General features: G+C 61.3%; 16 protein-coding genes. 14 read left to right on the top strand and 2 right to left on the bottom strand.

Annotated elements, in window-relative coordinates; translation table 11 throughout:
* Positions 1–381: 381 nt before the first annotated feature.
* The 10 genes from NK8_RS37140 to NK8_RS37100 all read left to right on the top strand — a co-directional run bounded on the left by NK8_RS37140 (position 382) and on the right by NK8_RS37100 (position 8,310).
* Positions 382–627: a hypothetical protein gene (locus tag NK8_RS37140; protein WP_213233585.1), complete on the top strand. Its 246-nt coding sequence runs from the start codon at positions 382–384 to the stop codon at positions 625–627.
* A gap of 115 nt (positions 628–742) precedes the next feature.
* Complete coding sequence (locus NK8_RS43510) at positions 743–877, top strand: hypothetical protein (RefSeq protein ID WP_301549918.1); 135 nt, start codon at positions 743–745, stop codon at positions 875–877.
* A gap of 99 nt (positions 878–976) precedes the next feature.
* Positions 977–1,438 carry a hypothetical protein gene (locus tag NK8_RS37135; protein WP_213233584.1) on the top strand — a complete coding sequence of 154 codons (462 nt, stop codon included), beginning with the start codon at positions 977–979 and terminating at the stop codon, positions 1,436–1,438.
* Between the two features lie 110 nt (positions 1,439–1,548).
* Positions 1,549–1,947 (top strand): hypothetical protein, encoded by a 399-nt coding sequence (locus tag NK8_RS37130; RefSeq protein WP_213233583.1) that lies wholly within the window; start codon positions 1,549–1,551, stop codon positions 1,945–1,947.
* The gene (locus NK8_RS37125) at positions 1,944–2,405 is read left to right on the top strand and encodes a hypothetical protein (RefSeq protein ID WP_213233582.1); all 462 of its coding nucleotides are present in this window, start codon (positions 1,944–1,946) and stop codon (positions 2,403–2,405) included. Before NK8_RS37130 ends, NK8_RS37125 begins: the two co-directional genes overlap by 4 nt.
* A 229-nt stretch (positions 2,406–2,634) precedes the next feature.
* Entirely contained in the window at positions 2,635–3,093 is a 459-nt protein-coding gene (locus NK8_RS37120; RefSeq protein ID WP_213233581.1) for a hypothetical protein, read from the top strand.
* Between the two features lie 104 nt (positions 3,094–3,197).
* Positions 3,198–4,715 (top strand): hypothetical protein, encoded by a 1,518-nt coding sequence (locus NK8_RS37115; protein ID WP_213233580.1) that lies wholly within the window; start codon positions 3,198–3,200, stop codon positions 4,713–4,715.
* A 251-nt stretch (positions 4,716–4,966) separates the two neighbouring features.
* On the top strand, positions 4,967–5,992 hold the full coding sequence (locus tag NK8_RS37110) for an ATP-binding protein (protein WP_213233579.1): 1,026 nt from the start codon (positions 4,967–4,969) through the stop codon (positions 5,990–5,992).
* 107 nt (positions 5,993–6,099) lie between these two features.
* Positions 6,100–7,014, top strand: coding sequence for a hypothetical protein (locus tag NK8_RS37105; protein WP_045463797.1), 915 nt, complete (start codon positions 6,100–6,102; stop codon positions 7,012–7,014).
* A 9-nt stretch (positions 7,015–7,023) separates the two neighbouring features.
* Positions 7,024–8,310 (top strand): VWA-like domain-containing protein, encoded by a 1,287-nt coding sequence (locus NK8_RS37100; protein ID WP_213233578.1) that lies wholly within the window; start codon positions 7,024–7,026, stop codon positions 8,308–8,310.
* A 78-nt stretch (positions 8,311–8,388) separates the two neighbouring features.
* On the opposite strand, the gene NK8_RS37095 is transcribed toward NK8_RS37100, so the two are convergent.
* Positions 8,389–8,790 (bottom strand): hypothetical protein, encoded by a 402-nt coding sequence (locus tag NK8_RS37095; RefSeq protein ID WP_367657828.1) that lies wholly within the window; start codon positions 8,788–8,790, stop codon positions 8,389–8,391.
* A gap of 92 nt (positions 8,791–8,882) precedes the next feature.
* A complete protein-coding gene (locus NK8_RS37090) occupies positions 8,883–9,350 on the bottom strand; it encodes a zinc-finger-containing protein (protein WP_213233576.1) in 468 nt (155 codons plus the stop codon).
* 367 nt (positions 9,351–9,717) lie between these two features.
* Between NK8_RS37090 and NK8_RS37085 the strand changes: the two genes are divergently transcribed.
* The 4 genes from NK8_RS37085 to NK8_RS37070 are packed head-to-tail and all read left to right on the top strand — an operon-like array spanning position 9,718 to position 13,899.
* The gene (locus NK8_RS37085; protein ID WP_213233575.1) at positions 9,718–10,767 is read left to right on the top strand and encodes a CpaF family protein; all 1,050 of its coding nucleotides are present in this window, start codon (positions 9,718–9,720) and stop codon (positions 10,765–10,767) included.
* Positions 10,768–10,779: 12 nt separating this feature from the next.
* Entirely contained in the window at positions 10,780–11,133 is a 354-nt protein-coding gene (locus NK8_RS37080) for a hypothetical protein (RefSeq protein ID WP_035967777.1), read from the top strand.
* A gap of 46 nt (positions 11,134–11,179) precedes the next feature.
* The gene (locus tag NK8_RS37075; RefSeq protein WP_225936644.1) at positions 11,180–11,443 is read left to right on the top strand and encodes a conjugal transfer protein; all 264 of its coding nucleotides are present in this window, start codon (positions 11,180–11,182) and stop codon (positions 11,441–11,443) included.
* Positions 11,437–13,899 (top strand): VirB4 family type IV secretion system protein, encoded by a 2,463-nt coding sequence (locus NK8_RS37070; RefSeq protein ID WP_213233573.1) that lies wholly within the window; start codon positions 11,437–11,439, stop codon positions 13,897–13,899. Before NK8_RS37075 ends, NK8_RS37070 begins: the two co-directional genes overlap by 7 nt.
* Position 13,900: the final 1 nt, after the last annotated feature.

The following is a 13,900-nucleotide window of genomic DNA, read 5'->3' as shown; positions in this document are numbered from 1 at the left end:
CAAACGTTTGCGGTAGTCATATACTTAAATCTCTCTCAGCATCCGCCTGTTCCCCTCGATTGCGGATGTTCTACGGCCGACGCATCTTGTCGGCTTTTTTCATTCTCGTTGTAACGCGTGCGGTCGCCGGCTCCGGTTCGAGTGAAAGGCTTAGCGATTCGTTGAGCTTTCGGCGGCCCACGGCTCGGCCGACTCCGTAGACTGGCTCCATTCCCCGCGCTTTAGCGCATCGACCTACCCCTCCAGCGTGCTGGAGGACCAGCTTCTCTCCAGCCGTCTATGACGGCAATCTTCTGGCGACCCTCGTTGGTCGCCTTTTTTCGTCCCGTCGGGAGCCTATCCCTCCGGGAGACAGCTCCCACTATTTTTTTGGAGTTGTCTATGTCTCGCAATCTCGCACCTGTCGTCAAAGTTTCCAGCAAGAACGGTTTCATGGCGAATCAGCGTGTGGTCGGTCAGGACGTCGAGGCCAGCCCGCCGCAGCTTTACACCGGACGCATTCATTCGGTGTGGAGCGACGGCACGGCAATGGTGGATTGGGACTATTCGCTCAACCGTCCAGCCGAACGGCATCTGGTGCAAAGCGGTCGTGTCAGACTGCATCACCTCAGCCATACCGCCTCGTAGGTCTTCGTAAATGACGCGTCCAGTGCGGTTCGCTGGACGCCGTTTCTTCAGGTCCAAATCTTTCCTTGATGGGAGCCTCCCATCAAGGGCGGCTCCTACATTTCGGGAGTTGCCCATGTTTCCCATGCTCAAACACGCTCTCAGCAGCCTCGCCTGGTACGCCAAGCAGGACGCCGAAGCCTGGAAGATTCTGTCGTTTCTCGTTGTCGTCGTGTACGTCTCGACGGCAATCGCCTCGGTCACCCACTGACTCACGTAGCTTTTCGCTGCGTAATTCCCGTTTCTCTTCCCTTTGGGGCAAACCAGCCCCTTCGGGAATGGATTGCCTCACATTCAATCGAGGTGATCCATGATCAAGTTTTTCTGTTCCGTGTTGCTTCTTTCGTCTCTGACTGGCTGCGCCACGGCGGACTTCGGCTCGCCGGATACCTACCAGCGCTACGACGTTCAAAGCATCGGCCAGTTCGAGCAGGCAACCATCCTGCGCGTGCGCCCGATCACCATCGAGAGCAATTCTGGCTCGTCGGGCATTGCTTCGATCTTCAGCGCAGCAGCAGGTGCGTTCCTGGGCTCGCAAGTCATCGGCAACGGTAGCGGCCGCTATATCGCCGGCGCGCTTTCCGGCTCGGTTTCCGGGTTGGTGGCTCAGCGCGTAAGCGCCGTTATGTCTCGCCACAGCGGTGTCGAAGTCTTCCTTCGTCGCGCCAACGGTCAGACGGTGGTCGTCACGCAGGTCGACGATCAGCAGTTCGCTCCTGGTCAGCAGGTATTTCTCGTCTCGAATGGGTCCGGCTACCGGATCACTCATTAAAGCCCGGTCGCTAGCGGGACCGACAATCTTGATAGCGCGGTGAAAACCGCGCCAACCCTTGCGGGGCAGGCTCCCCGCAAGGGACCTGCCTCGTCTGCAATGAGGCAATCATGAAATTTCCCCGAGTGTTTTATGCGGACCGCAGTAGTGCCAATGCCGGCGCGAAAGCGGCTCTGCAACGTCATGCGACGCGCGTTCTGCGACGAGTCGCCCAGGACTTGCGTATTCCGGCGCATGCTCACGAGATCGTCACCGATACCCGCCGCGGCAATGCTGCCGTACGGGTGTCGTTGCGTACCGAGACCTTGTTTGTCGACGTGCTCGAGCGTCGAGGAGGTTCAGGTGTCGAGCTGAGCTTCAGAACCTGGCGCGGCCGCTCCGACCTTACGGGCGGTGGCGAGAACCACGTCGCCCTGACGCAACTCGAGACGCCCGCGGGCTATCGAGCGATGCTGGACGGTCTGCGTTTGGCTGGCGGCATCGATCTGAAGTGCGGAGGTCGTCGATGAAGCTGGCGAAGGTGAAAATCGAGTACAGCTCCGGCACCACGATCATGGACCGGGTGACTTTCGATCCAACAACAGGTCAGGTTCATCTGGCACCGCGTGTACTCGGGCTACTCGGCAAGATGGAGGAGTCGGAGTGTTCGCCGTCGTTCACACTTGAGTACATGGGCTACATCCTGCCGGTGACGAATGTCGGCGGCGGATACGCAGTCACCATTCCAGCGGGCCCACGCCCCGGATGGCGGCAGATAGTTCATGCAATTAAGACGCCGACCAAGGACCAGCGCCAGCAGAACGGGCGTCTACTGCATACGCTCTCAGCGGCCTCAATAGTCGGCGCAGTAGGCTACGCGCATTCGGCGGCGTCGTGGGACCTGCTAACAGCAGTGAACACGATCGCACTTGCAGCGCTTGGGTTAGTATTATGGTACTGCGGCTATTTCAATATGAAAGGAGAGTGAAATGGGTGCGACGATTTTCACGGTAGTGCTTGGCCTCTCCATTGCCGGTTTCTTCCTCTGGACCGGGCATAACGGGCAAAAAGCCGATCGCGAACGCGAGTGGGGCAAATGATTCGACACAGCGCAAGCTGAGTCCACAGACAAGACCGCACCCTTTGGGGTGCGGTTTTTTTTTGACTTCCTTTTTCTAGCGCGCCTCCGGGCGCGTTTTTCATTTCAGGAGCTGGTTATGTCTCAAGCAAACGCCGATGTGCTGTCGGACCCTGTCACCAACGGTATCAGCGCCGATGGCGTAGTCGATATCACGTCAGTCGCGCGGCTCGACACCGACGGCAAAACGGTCGATCAGGTCTTCCAAGATCTGTGCCGCATCGTGCGCGGAACGGAGCTCGAACCCGAGTGGCTTTGTCACGCGAACCTGCAGGACGACGCGAACGAAGCCATGTACGGAGCGCGCCACAGCAGACCGTGGCCCGAGCCGTCGTCATACGAACGAATCTCCGTTTCCGTGTGCATGGGAAACAGCGAGGGCTGGCTTATTCATGTCGACTTCATCAGCCGACCGCAGCTTAGCGACTCGCTCGACCGCACCTACGCGATCATGCCGTTGCTCCGGGCGAAGGTGTTTTCGACTGACCACGCGTGGTCGCTCGCTCGTCTGATTGCCCGTCTAATCGACGCGGCGTAATAGCTTCTCAACTCGTATCCGCGCCCGTTTTGGCGCACTTAACCCTTGCCGGGCATCGACCCGACAGGGAGCGATTGCCCGCAATTTTTCCGAGGCGATCGACCATGTATCAGCTTTCCTTCGCGGGCTCCGCCCATTCCTTCCGTACGATGCTCGAAGTGCTCCGTTTCCTGCGAGACGACGCGAGCGTCGCAGCAGTCGACGCGGCAGAGATCGCGCTCACGTTCGTCAGCCACTCCGTATCCGTTACTCGCTATAACGGCAAGCTGACCGTTCGTCGGCCCGGAACGGCGACAAGCCTCTTCCTGTCGCTCATCGACGAGATCGACGCGACCTACTTCAGACCGTCGTTCGCCGCGCTCGAAGCGTGGCAAATCCGGCGCGAGCACTGGCAACTGCTTTATCTGGCTTTTGATCTGGCGCGCGAGCCGCTGTATTTGTTCTCCTCGGACCAGATGGCGCAAGCCAACGAAGAGGCGGCTAAGAGCGGCCGTCGCGGGCTGGACCTGTTCGAGCTGCTGCAGGACGAGTCCGAGCGTCGGTTCGGCTTTCGCTACTCCGGCTCAGTGCTGGACAATCGACAGAGCAACGGTCGGCACGAGGTTCATGTCGCCTACGCGCTCGCGGCGGGCAAGCCCGTTCCGCAGGCGGTGATCGATGACTACGCTTCGTTGTCGAAGTTCGATTCCGACTTGCAATGGGCCAAGCCGCTTCTCGCGGTGCCGGAGTTGCGTGGTGCGTTGCCGCTTGCGAAGCTCGTGCCGCTCGCAACGGTGATGCGCCATTCGAACCAGGCGATCACCTCTGACAATGCCGCGCTGCTCTCGATGCTGATGGGTCTCGTGCCGAACTCGCCAACGACAGTCGAAGTCGACGACCTGCTGTACGCGAAGGGCATTCTCGAAGCGCATCCTTTGCCTGAGGCGTACCTGAAGCCCGTCGATGTCGGCCTACCGACCTGCCAGTTTGCGGAGGTACTGCGGCGCACGCTCGCCGACGGCGCGCGTGACAACCGGCTAGCGGAACTCGAGAAGGCGCGGAATTCGGGCAGCATCAGCGCCCGCCGCTTCCAACTCGACTCGCAACTGGCCATTCTCGATCACGGAAGGCACACGCACACTTTCGCCAACGAGTTTGCGAAGGCAGTGCAGACGGCCGACATGTCCTATCTCCTCGGTATCCTGGACCGGCCCGACGATGCGAACCGCGCGAGCAAGCAAGCGGTGCACGAGGTGTTCGGGATCAAGCTCATCGGCGTTCGAGCTGCGGCTCGGCGCCGGGGCATCTTCCAACTGGCGGGGATGGACGCCGCACAGCAAGCAGAGTGGGAGGCGTTGTCGGTTTCCCAACGTGAGGCGAGGCGCGTCGCCCGCGAGGTCGCTCGCGCTCGCGAAGCGGCTGAGATGTCGCGCGTTCGTGCGGAAGACTGCGCGGTGCTGACCGGTGCGGAGTGGGTAGATCGCACGATCGCCGACGGCTTCTCGCAGATCGTCAGCCTGCGGCAGGGGACGAGCGTGCGCTACGCGCTCGCAGATCCTGTGCGGCAGTTGCAGGTATCGCTTCGTGCAAACGACGGTACGCTCGCCTACGCGCGCGTGGCGCTCGAACGGCGCGCGAGCTAATTCACCTTCGAGGAACCCGGCTACGTGCCGGGTTTTTTTTCGTCGGTTGCGCCAGCGCCAAAGCTTAAGACGATGCGAAATAGTGACCTTTCCACGAATTGCCTGACCGCTCGACCCCTACACTGCATCTATCACCCGCGTCACTGACGCATCGATCAAGCCGGCTACGAGCCGGCTTTTTCATATCTTGCCCCTGAGGGACCACGTCCCTACGGGCGTAGTCTTTATGGGGCTTCTCTTTGGAAGCCATCATGAAAGTCACGCCCGCTCAACTCACCGAACTCCTCTCGCTGTACGTGCCGAAGCGTCTGCCGGTGCTCATCACTGGCCGCCCCGGCATCGGCAAGAGCGACATCGTCGAGCAGACCGCACATGCGACTGATCACGAACTGCTCATCAGTCACCCGGTTGTCGAGGATCCGACCGACTCGAAAGGGTTGCCGTTTCCTTCGCCCGACGGCACGACCGCCAAGTTCCTGCCGTTCGGGGATTTGGAGCGCGCGATGACCGCCAGACGCCCGCTGATCTGGTTTCTGGATGACCTTGGGCAGGCCTCGCCCGCCGTGCAAGCCGCGAAGATGCAGTTGCTACTCGCGCGGCGCGTCGGTGAGCACGTGCTGCCACCGCAGGTCACTTTCCTCGCGGCCACGAACCGCCGCACTGACAACGCTGGTGTCTCCGGGATTCTCGATCCGGTGATCTCGCGTTTCGCCACGGTGGTAGAGCTGGAACCGACTATCGACGACTGGACGCAGTGGGCCGTGCGCGAAAACATCCCGCCCGCGCTCATCGCGTTCCTGCGCTTCCGTCCGGACTTGCTGTCCGTGCAGAAGACGTCGCGCGATATCGAAAACGCACCGAGCCCGCGTAGCTGGGGGTTCGTGGCGAAAACCATGGATGTAGTCGCCAAGCACCTGGAGCACATCTCCTACGCCGGTTCGGTGGGAGAGGGTGCCGCAACCGAGCTTGTTGGCTTCCTCCAGATCTTCCGCGAACTGCCGAATCCGGACGCGATTCTTCTCGCGCCTGACACGGCGATGATTCCGACGATGCCGGCGGCGTTGTACGCGGTCGCGGCCGCGCTTGCGGCACGCGCGAACGAAAACAACTTTGATCGCGTCGTGCGCTACACCGAGCGTCTGATCGGTGAAGGGCATCGCGAGTTTGCGGCGCTGCTCGTGCGAGACGCTGTCCAGCGCTCGCCGCAGATCCAGAACTCGTATGCCTTCATTGCCGCGCAAGCCGGAGAGATCGGAAAAATCATCCGCGGCGAGTAACAAGCACTCCACTTTTCTCAGCATCACCCATGTTGGCCCTGTCGTGTCTTCGGACGCTCAGGGCCTTTTTCTTTGCTTCATCCATTCCATTTCTACGAGGTTTTCTCATGGACATCACTTCCATCCAATCGAAGGTCATGCTCTGCTCCGTCACGATTTCGACCTGGGTCGCCCGCCGCTTCGACGGCAAGGTGACGCAGGAAGTCGAGAGCAAGCACCACGCAAAGGGCATCGGCAGATTCAACAAACGCCTGTTGCCCGAGCACGCGCCGAGCTTCGCAGAAGTTGTGACGCTCGCCGGCCGCATCCGCTCGTACTTCTACGACCACACGCTGAAGTACGACCAGTTGGGCGTGCGACTGCTGCCGACGATGGTCTACATGGACTTCGCCGAAAAGATGCGCTCGTTGAAAGACGAGTTCGACTTGGCGGTCTCCGTATTCCTGACTGACTATCTGAACCTGAAGGAAGCGGCTCGCGAAGAACTGAATGGGCTTTTCAACGAGGCGGACTATCCGACCCTCGCTGAGCTGACCACGAAGTTCGGCGTGAAGATGGCCGTTCTGCCGTTTCCCGACGCGAGCCAGTTCGGCGTCGAGCTTCCGGCGAACGTGCTCAACACGCTCAAGAGCGAACTGGACCAGCACGTTCTGGCCTCGATCGCGACCGCGAACGAGGACCTGGTGCGGCGTCTGTACGAAGCCGTGTCGCAGATGGCCAATCGGCTGTATGCGACGGGCAACGTCCGACTGGACGTCGCCAACAACGTGCGTGAACTGTGCGCCTTGCTGCCGAAGCTGAACTTCGCTAACGACCCGCAGCTCACGCACATCCTCGAGCAGGCCAAGACGCATCTGGCCGTGCACACGGGAGCGGAACTGAAGGACTCGCGCGTGCTTCGTTCTCAGGTGGCTAGCAAGGCACAGGAGATCGAAGGGCTGATGGCCGCGTTCATGGGCATGCAGCCGGAGCCGATGGAAGTCGAATCGGCGGGTGCAAGCCAATTGCGCCTCGTCGCGTAAGGGGGCGTCATGGACCGCAACGATGTTGTGCTGGGTAGTAGCGCGGTCCATCCGCGCATTGCCCGGCAGCGCACCGAGCTCGTTCTCTCGCAACCATTCTTCGGGGCGCTCGCGCTCCGATTGGATGTTCGCGAGGATCCGTCGGCCAAGACGTTTTGGGTCGACGGCGAGACGCTGGGCTACAACCCGACGTACATGGAGTCGCTCAGCGACCTTGAAGTGCGCGGCGTCGTCGCGCACGAGGTGCTGCACGTGGCCAATGGCCACTGCTGGCGTCAGGGCGCGCGCGATCCCGACCGATGGAACGATGCCTGTGACTACGCGATCAACCCGATCGTGCTGTCGTCGGGCATGGTTTTGCCGAAAGGGGCGCTTGTCGATCCGCGCTACACGGGCAAGTCGGCCGAGGAGATCTACGGTTTGCTGACGCAGGAGGCGAAGGAAAAGCAGCAACAGCCTCCGCAGCAGCATCAACAGCAGCCGCAGAACCAGCAGCAGCCGCAGCCGGGTCCGCAAGATCCGCAGCAGCCGAACGGCAAGCAGGCTCCGAAACCAGGTGGCCAGAACGGCACCGCGCCGGGGCAGGCGCCCGCCGATCAGCAAGCGAAACCCGGCTCATTCGGCGAAGTGCGTCCCTACAAAGGTCCGGACAAACCGGTGAAGGAGGCGGAGTGGAAGATTGCCGTCACGCAAGCCGCGAAAGCGGCCGCGATGCGCGGCAAGCTCCCCGGCGATCTGCAGGCGATGGCCGGTGAAGCGGTTCGGCCTGTGGTGGACTGGCGCGCGGTGCTGCATCGCTTCGCGCAGCAGTCGTCACCGTCGGACTACAGCTTCGCGACGCCTAACCGCCGGTATCTGCATCTCGGGTTCTATCTGCCCGCGCTGCATACACCGGCGATCGGCGACGCGGTCTTCGTGCGTGACTCCAGCGGTTCGGTGTTCGACGAGACGCAGGCTCAGTTCGACGCGGAGATCCTTGCGGTTTTCCACTCGTTGAAGCCCGCGCGCTTGATCGTGATGGATTGCGACACGCGCGTTACGCAGGTGCAGATCTTCGAGCGAGGCGACTCGGCGGAGATCAAGCCCGTGCGTGGTGGGGGCGGGACGGCGTTCGTCGATCCGTTCAACCGGGTCGCGGAAGACGGCATGAACCCCGCCTTTCTGGTTTATCTGACAGATATGGTGGGGCGCTTCCCGACGGTCGCGCCGCACTACCCGGTGCTGTGGGCGTCAACTACGCCTCTGCCACGGGCTCGAAAAGCGCCGTTTGGCGAGACGGTGGAAGTGATTTGCTAGTCCCCGGCTTGACCGGGCATTCCCTGAAAAACGAAAGCCCGGCATCTGCCGGGCTTTTTTTTCGACTGCGCGCGAGGCTCAGGCGCGGCGTTTCTGCAGCGGCTGGTAAGCCTCGCCGCCTTTGAACCTTTCCAGACGGTCGCTCGCCGTGGTCAGCGCGCCGAGCGTCGCGCTGCGGAGTTGCCGGTCGTACATGCTGACGATCGCAGCGAGCAGCGCAAACGCGGCGTCGGAGGCCACGCCCCACGTACCGGTCTGCCGGCCGCCTTCGAACACCTCGGCCATTGTCCGGTCGGCCGCCAGCAGCGATTCGTGCGAAAACTCGCCGTGACCCGCCTCGCTGAGAAACTTGCCGAGCAACACGACTTCGGTGATGTGCTGCGCGGGGCCGATGTGGTCGCAGGCACCGCGGATCGCTTCCAACGACAGGTGGGCACGAAGCGCGAGGTCATCGGCGACGGCGCGCGGGATCGGGAGCAATTGCGCCTTGGTGAGGCGCGCACGAGCCGCTTGAGCGGAGCGCTGGAAGGGAAGAGTGCGAGACATAGCAAACGTTTGGTTGACTGCCCGTGTTAACGATCTTCCCACGCCGGTTCTGAAGGGCTAGCGGTGCGGGCGCGCTGGAAACGCTCGACGACAGCGATCGCGCGCTCGCATTGGTCCGCGTCGAGCGTATGGATCGAGCACTTCTCCGCGTCCGCCTCGATCTCGCCGGCGAGCCATTTCATTGCCTTGGCGCGCGCCTCAAATACATTGCAGCCATCGCGCCTGACCTTCGCCGCAACCAACGGCTCGAGCGCCGCGTGGAGCTTCGCCTTCAGGTCGCGTAGGCGAGCGTCGGCGAGACGCCCGAGCGGCACATTGCGCCTGCTGCGCGGAAACACGCCGACCCACGCCTGGCAGTCCGCGCAAAGCCACAATGGGCTGTGATCGTCGCGGTAAGGGTAAGCGTCGTCACCGGCGTGCACGAGCGTCGCGGGCGTGCCGCAGTAGTCACAGTTGGGGTGGGGCAGAGGCTTGACTGGTTTTCCGACGCGCATCACCGAGGACTCCTGGCGGAAACGTCAAATATAGCAAGCCGGGTCAGTACCGCCAGTCAAACGCTACGTTTCATAATGCAAAAAGTTATCCGACTAAGGGGGATGTGAATATCCGGATCATTTTGTAACAGGCATTTTTTGTTTTGAATTCAGTAATTTACCGTAAGCGACGAGTGCAGTGGGACGCTCTCCGGAGAGCGTTGGTCGCCGCGGTCAGCGAAAAATCGGCGGGCCTTCCCATAACAGCCCCCGAAGATATCGCTGCACTCGCGGAGAAAGCTGCTGAATTTGACGCCTCTTTCGCTGCCTGCGCGCGTTTGCCAACACCAACAATAGCCGACATGTTAGATCGCCCACAAAGCATCGCATGTTCGAGTCTGCCGACAATCACATCCTAAAGCTGCGACCCCTCGAAGCTGAAGCCGTGCGCATGTTCTTCCATGCGCTTTCGCCGCTGCGCGAGTTGCTCGACTCGCCCGACCTTGCGGAAATCATGATCAACGATTACCGCAATGTCTGGGTGGAACGTCGCGGCGTAATGACACGCGAGAACATCGACCTGCGCCCCGAGCAGCTCGAAGGCGCAATTCACTCGCTCGCCTCGTCCGTTGAGAAGTCGGCGAAGGCGGGCAGTGATAAGGGCATCATTAACGCCGGTCACCAGAACTTGCGTATTGCGGCGGTCATGAGCCCGACGTCGATCGACGGTCATGCGCTAAGCATCCGGAAGCACCGTGAATCGAAACTCACGCTGTCCGACTACGTGAACATGGGCGCCTTTTCCGCAGCGAACGCCCGACCGGAATACGCGGAAGCCATTCACTTCGAGGACGGCATCGAGGACGAAGCGCTCATGCGCGCGCTCGTCGCGCTCGTCCAGTCGCGCAAGAACGTGCTCGTCGCCGGCGGGACGTCGGCGGGTAAGACGACGTTCCTCAACGCGCTGATTGAGCAGATCCCGTCCGACCAGCGGGTCATCTCCATCGAGGACACGATGGAACTGAAGCTGCACGTGCCCAATCGCGTGCGGCTACTTTCCAATGCCGATACGAACGTGACGACGCAGCTGCTCGTGGCGCTGTGCCTGCGCTTTCGCCCCGACCGCATCATCGTTGGTGAAGTCCGGGGCGGCGAAGCCTATGACCTGCTGCAGGCTCTCAACACTGGCCACGATGGCGGCCTCGCGTCCATTCACGCGAACAACGGGCGCACCGCGCTGAGCCGCCTCGAATCGCTCGCCATGCTCGGCATTCCGACCGGATCGCGGTGGGAGCTGGAAGACATGCGCAAAAACATCGCTGACTGCTTCAACTACGTCGTGCACTTCAAGCGCACCGGCGAGATGCGGCATGTCTCCGAAATCCTCGAAATTAGGGGATTCAAAAACAACGATTACGACCTACAACGCGTTTTTTGACGGGAGCATCAAATGAAGGGCAAGAAGGTACTCAACAGAGCCGCGACGGTGGCAAAACGTCTGCGTCCGGGCAAGTCGATGTTGGTCGGCGCGCTGCTGAGCGTCGTATCGGTTGCGGCAATGGCTGCGGGCGATTTTTCGAACCTGACGGGTCTGACCGACATCATCTGCACGATCAGCAACTTGATCAGCGGCCCGTACCTCTATGGCATCGGCATCGTGCTCATCACGCTGGGCGGCGTCGCAGTGGCGAACTCGGAAAGCAACATCGCGAAGACCTTCTCGGTGGTGCTGGTCGGCCTCGGTATCGCCTCGGTGGCCGTTCCGATCATGCAGAGCCACTTCCACATGGCCAACGCCTGCTGATATGCGCCAACACAAGGTTAGTCGAGGCCTCTCATTGCCGCGCCAGATGGGCGGTGCAGACCGGGGACTCGCCATTTTCAACGGGACGATGACGGCGCTGCTCACCTACACGAGCTGGACACCGGGGTTTCTCATTGTCGGCGTGGTGGTGCATGTGTTCTTGCGCTGGAAAAGCTCGACTGACCCGTGGTGGCGAATCGTGATGCTGGTGTACAACCGCTACCCGGACGTCTATGAGCCGGGGCCGAGCAGCCGTTTTAGCGCGCGCTTCAGGCGCCCGTATGGGTTTGATCAGGACCTTCCATGCTGAAAATGATGTTCACCAAGCGCGCGGTACAGGAGATCGCGCCGTGGGCGACGATGGTCACGCCCGAACTGGTGCTCAACAAGGACGGGTCGCTGCTGACCGTGTTCGAGTTTGAAGGCATCGACGCAGATTCGCCCAATCCCGGCGACATCACGGCCGCCCGCGACAACCTCGACCATGCATGCCGCAACTTCGACCATCGCGTGACCGCGTGGTGGCGCATGTCGCACCGGCGCGTGCGGGGTGGCATGGACGGCAACTTCGCGTCGGAGGCCGATGCGCGCGTCGATGCGATCAATCAGGCGATCATCGGCAGCGGCAAGTACTTCAAAAACTCGCACTCGCTGGCGCTGGCGTTCACGCCTGAAACCGGCATCTCGCGGATCTTCGACAAGATCAGCTACCACATGACGGTCGGCGGCAAGAACCTGGCTGTGGCGATGTTCGAAGCCGCAAAAGACACGATTCTCGCGCGCAGCGCCTTTGCGTTCGACCTGACCAAGATTCAGAACGAGATCAAGCGGTTTGAATCGGTGATCGACGGCTTTGTCGGCGGCGTTACGCGCCTGAAGATGAAGCGGCTTCAGCTTCAGAACGTGCTCTCGTTCCTGCATCAGCGAGCGAATCCGTCGACGCCCAAGCGTCGCGTGCGCTACCCGGTCACGATGCTTGATACGCATTTGACCGAAACGGAAGTGACGATCGGCGCGACCGAGCTGATGTTCGAATCGGCGCACGGCAAGCTGTACGCCCGCGTCATCGGCATCAAGGAATGGATGGGCTTTCAAGAAGCGGCGCTCGACGTGCTCTCCCAGGTGGACGCGGAACTGGACGTCTGTGTGATGTTCCGATTCCTCGACACTTCGCGGGCGAGCGCGTACATCAAGAAGATACGCGGCTTTTATAAGGTCGCGGCCTTCAATCCGGTCGCGATCCTGAAGCAGTGGGCAACGAAGGAAGAGCAGAAAAACGACGAAGGTCGTGAGATCCTTGCGAAGGAAGCCGGCGACGCGCTCGCGAAGCTCGACGCCGAGGGTCAACAGTACGGCTTCGCAAACATTTCGGTGGTCGTCTATGGGAGCACGCCTGAGGAGTGCGAGGACGCGACGCGTCAGGTGGTCGGCGTCATCGGCAACGCGGGCTTTGGCGTGATCCTGGAAAAGACGAACCTGTTCGCCTCGTGGAGCGCGACGCTGCCGGGCCGCTGGGACCAGCAGAAGCGCCTGCAGTTCGTTGAGACACCTGCCGTCTCCGACATTGCGCCGCTCTGCAGCGTGGGCGAGGGTTCGAAGGTCAATGAATGGCTGACGCAGCAGTCCGGTACGAAAACCGGCCCGCTCACGTGCCTGCCGACCCGCCATCGCACGCTGCAGTATTTCGACTTGCATCATCCAGGCGGCAAAGCGCACACGCTGGTCGTCGGCCCAATCGGTGCCGGTAAGTCGGTGTTCCTGAACTACCTGGTGACGCAGACCGGGCGCCACGGGGCGCGCCGCATCCGTTTTGACAAGGACCGCTCGACCCGCATTCCAACGTTGCTCGCTGGTGGCCGGTTCATCGACGCGACCGGGCGTTTTGAGGCGGCGACCTCGGTCAATCCACTTTCGCTGATCTCCGAAGAGAAGCACTGGTCGTACGTCGCGGACTGGGTGCAGCTTGCCATTGAGGGGGAGGACTACACCTGCACCCCGCAGCAGCAGACCGAGATTTACGAGCGTATCCGGACGCTGGCGCTCGGGTTTCCGCCCGAGAAGTGGCGCCTTTCGGGCCTCATCACGCTGCTTCCAGCGGACCTGCGGGAGCGCCTGCAAGTCTGGACCGAGGGCAACAAGAACGGCAAGTTCTTCGACCACGCCGACGACGGCTTCGCAATCTCGGACGACCTGTCGATCGAGATGGGCGATCTGTTCCAGAATTTCCCGGTCGCCGCCGCCTTGTTCATGGACTATGCGTTCTACCGAATCGCGCAGATCCTCGACGGCAAGCGCTACACGGTGATCGAGATCGAAGAGGCAGGCTTTTTCTTCACTTACCCGAAGTTCTATGCCCGCCTCGAAATCTGGGCGGTGACGATCCGAAAGCTCAACGCGGCGCTGCTGATGGCCACGCAGTCGCTCGGCCAGTTGGCCCGTGTGCCGAACTTCGAGATTCTGAAAGAGAACATCCCGAACATTATCTATCTGCCAAACAGCGACGCAATCAACAACCAAGGCTTGTACAGCGACGTGTTTGGTCTGACGCAGCATCAGATCAAGATGATTTCCGACGCGGTGCCCAACCGCGACTACCTGTGGGTGACGGCGAAGCAAAGCCGGATGCTGCAGGCACAGTTCCCTAAGGAGGCGCTCGCCTACCTGCGCTCGGATGGTCGCGCGCAGGCGCTCCTCGACAAGCACGTGAAGTCAGGCAGCCCGCATTGGCGGGAGGACTACGTGCGCGACGTGCTCGTCAACGCTTGAA

The sequence above is a fragment of the Caballeronia sp. NK8 genome (assembly GCF_018408855.1).
In the GTDB taxonomy this organism is placed as follows: Bacteria; Pseudomonadota; Gammaproteobacteria; order Burkholderiales; family Burkholderiaceae; genus Caballeronia.
Note: the sequence above shows the minus strand (reverse complement) of the source record. Positions and strands in the feature narration are given on the sequence as shown.

Bases quoted from the DNA above. Each gene is read 5' to 3' on its own strand.
- NK8_RS37140 (WP_213233585.1), top strand. From the start codon at position 382: ATGTCTCGCAATCTCGCACCTGTCGTCAAAGTTTCCAGCAAGAACGGT.
- NK8_RS43510 (WP_301549918.1), top strand. From the start codon at position 743: ATGTTTCCCATGCTCAAACACGCTCTCAGCAGCCTCGCCTGGTACGCC.
- NK8_RS37135 (WP_213233584.1), top strand. From the start codon at position 977: ATGATCAAGTTTTTCTGTTCCGTGTTGCTTCTTTCGTCTCTGACTGGC.
- NK8_RS37130 (WP_213233583.1), top strand. From the start codon at position 1,549: ATGAAATTTCCCCGAGTGTTTTATGCGGACCGCAGTAGTGCCAATGCC.
- NK8_RS37125 (WP_213233582.1), top strand. From the start codon at position 1,944: ATGAAGCTGGCGAAGGTGAAAATCGAGTACAGCTCCGGCACCACGATC.
- NK8_RS37120 (WP_213233581.1), top strand. From the start codon at position 2,635: ATGTCTCAAGCAAACGCCGATGTGCTGTCGGACCCTGTCACCAACGGT.
- NK8_RS37115 (WP_213233580.1), top strand. From the start codon at position 3,198: ATGTATCAGCTTTCCTTCGCGGGCTCCGCCCATTCCTTCCGTACGATG.
- NK8_RS37110 (WP_213233579.1), top strand. From the start codon at position 4,967: ATGAAAGTCACGCCCGCTCAACTCACCGAACTCCTCTCGCTGTACGTG.
- NK8_RS37105 (WP_045463797.1), top strand. From the start codon at position 6,100: ATGGACATCACTTCCATCCAATCGAAGGTCATGCTCTGCTCCGTCACG.
- NK8_RS37100 (WP_213233578.1), top strand. From the start codon at position 7,024: ATGGACCGCAACGATGTTGTGCTGGGTAGTAGCGCGGTCCATCCGCGC.
- NK8_RS37090 (WP_213233576.1), bottom strand. From the start codon at position 9,350: ATGCGCGTCGGAAAACCAGTCAAGCCTCTGCCCCACCCCAACTGTGAC.
- NK8_RS37085 (WP_213233575.1), top strand. From the start codon at position 9,718: ATGTTCGAGTCTGCCGACAATCACATCCTAAAGCTGCGACCCCTCGAA.
- NK8_RS37080 (WP_035967777.1), top strand. From the start codon at position 10,780: ATGAAGGGCAAGAAGGTACTCAACAGAGCCGCGACGGTGGCAAAACGT.
- NK8_RS37075 (WP_225936644.1), top strand. From the start codon at position 11,180: ATGGGCGGTGCAGACCGGGGACTCGCCATTTTCAACGGGACGATGACG.
- NK8_RS37070 (WP_213233573.1), top strand. From the start codon at position 11,437: ATGCTGAAAATGATGTTCACCAAGCGCGCGGTACAGGAGATCGCGCCG.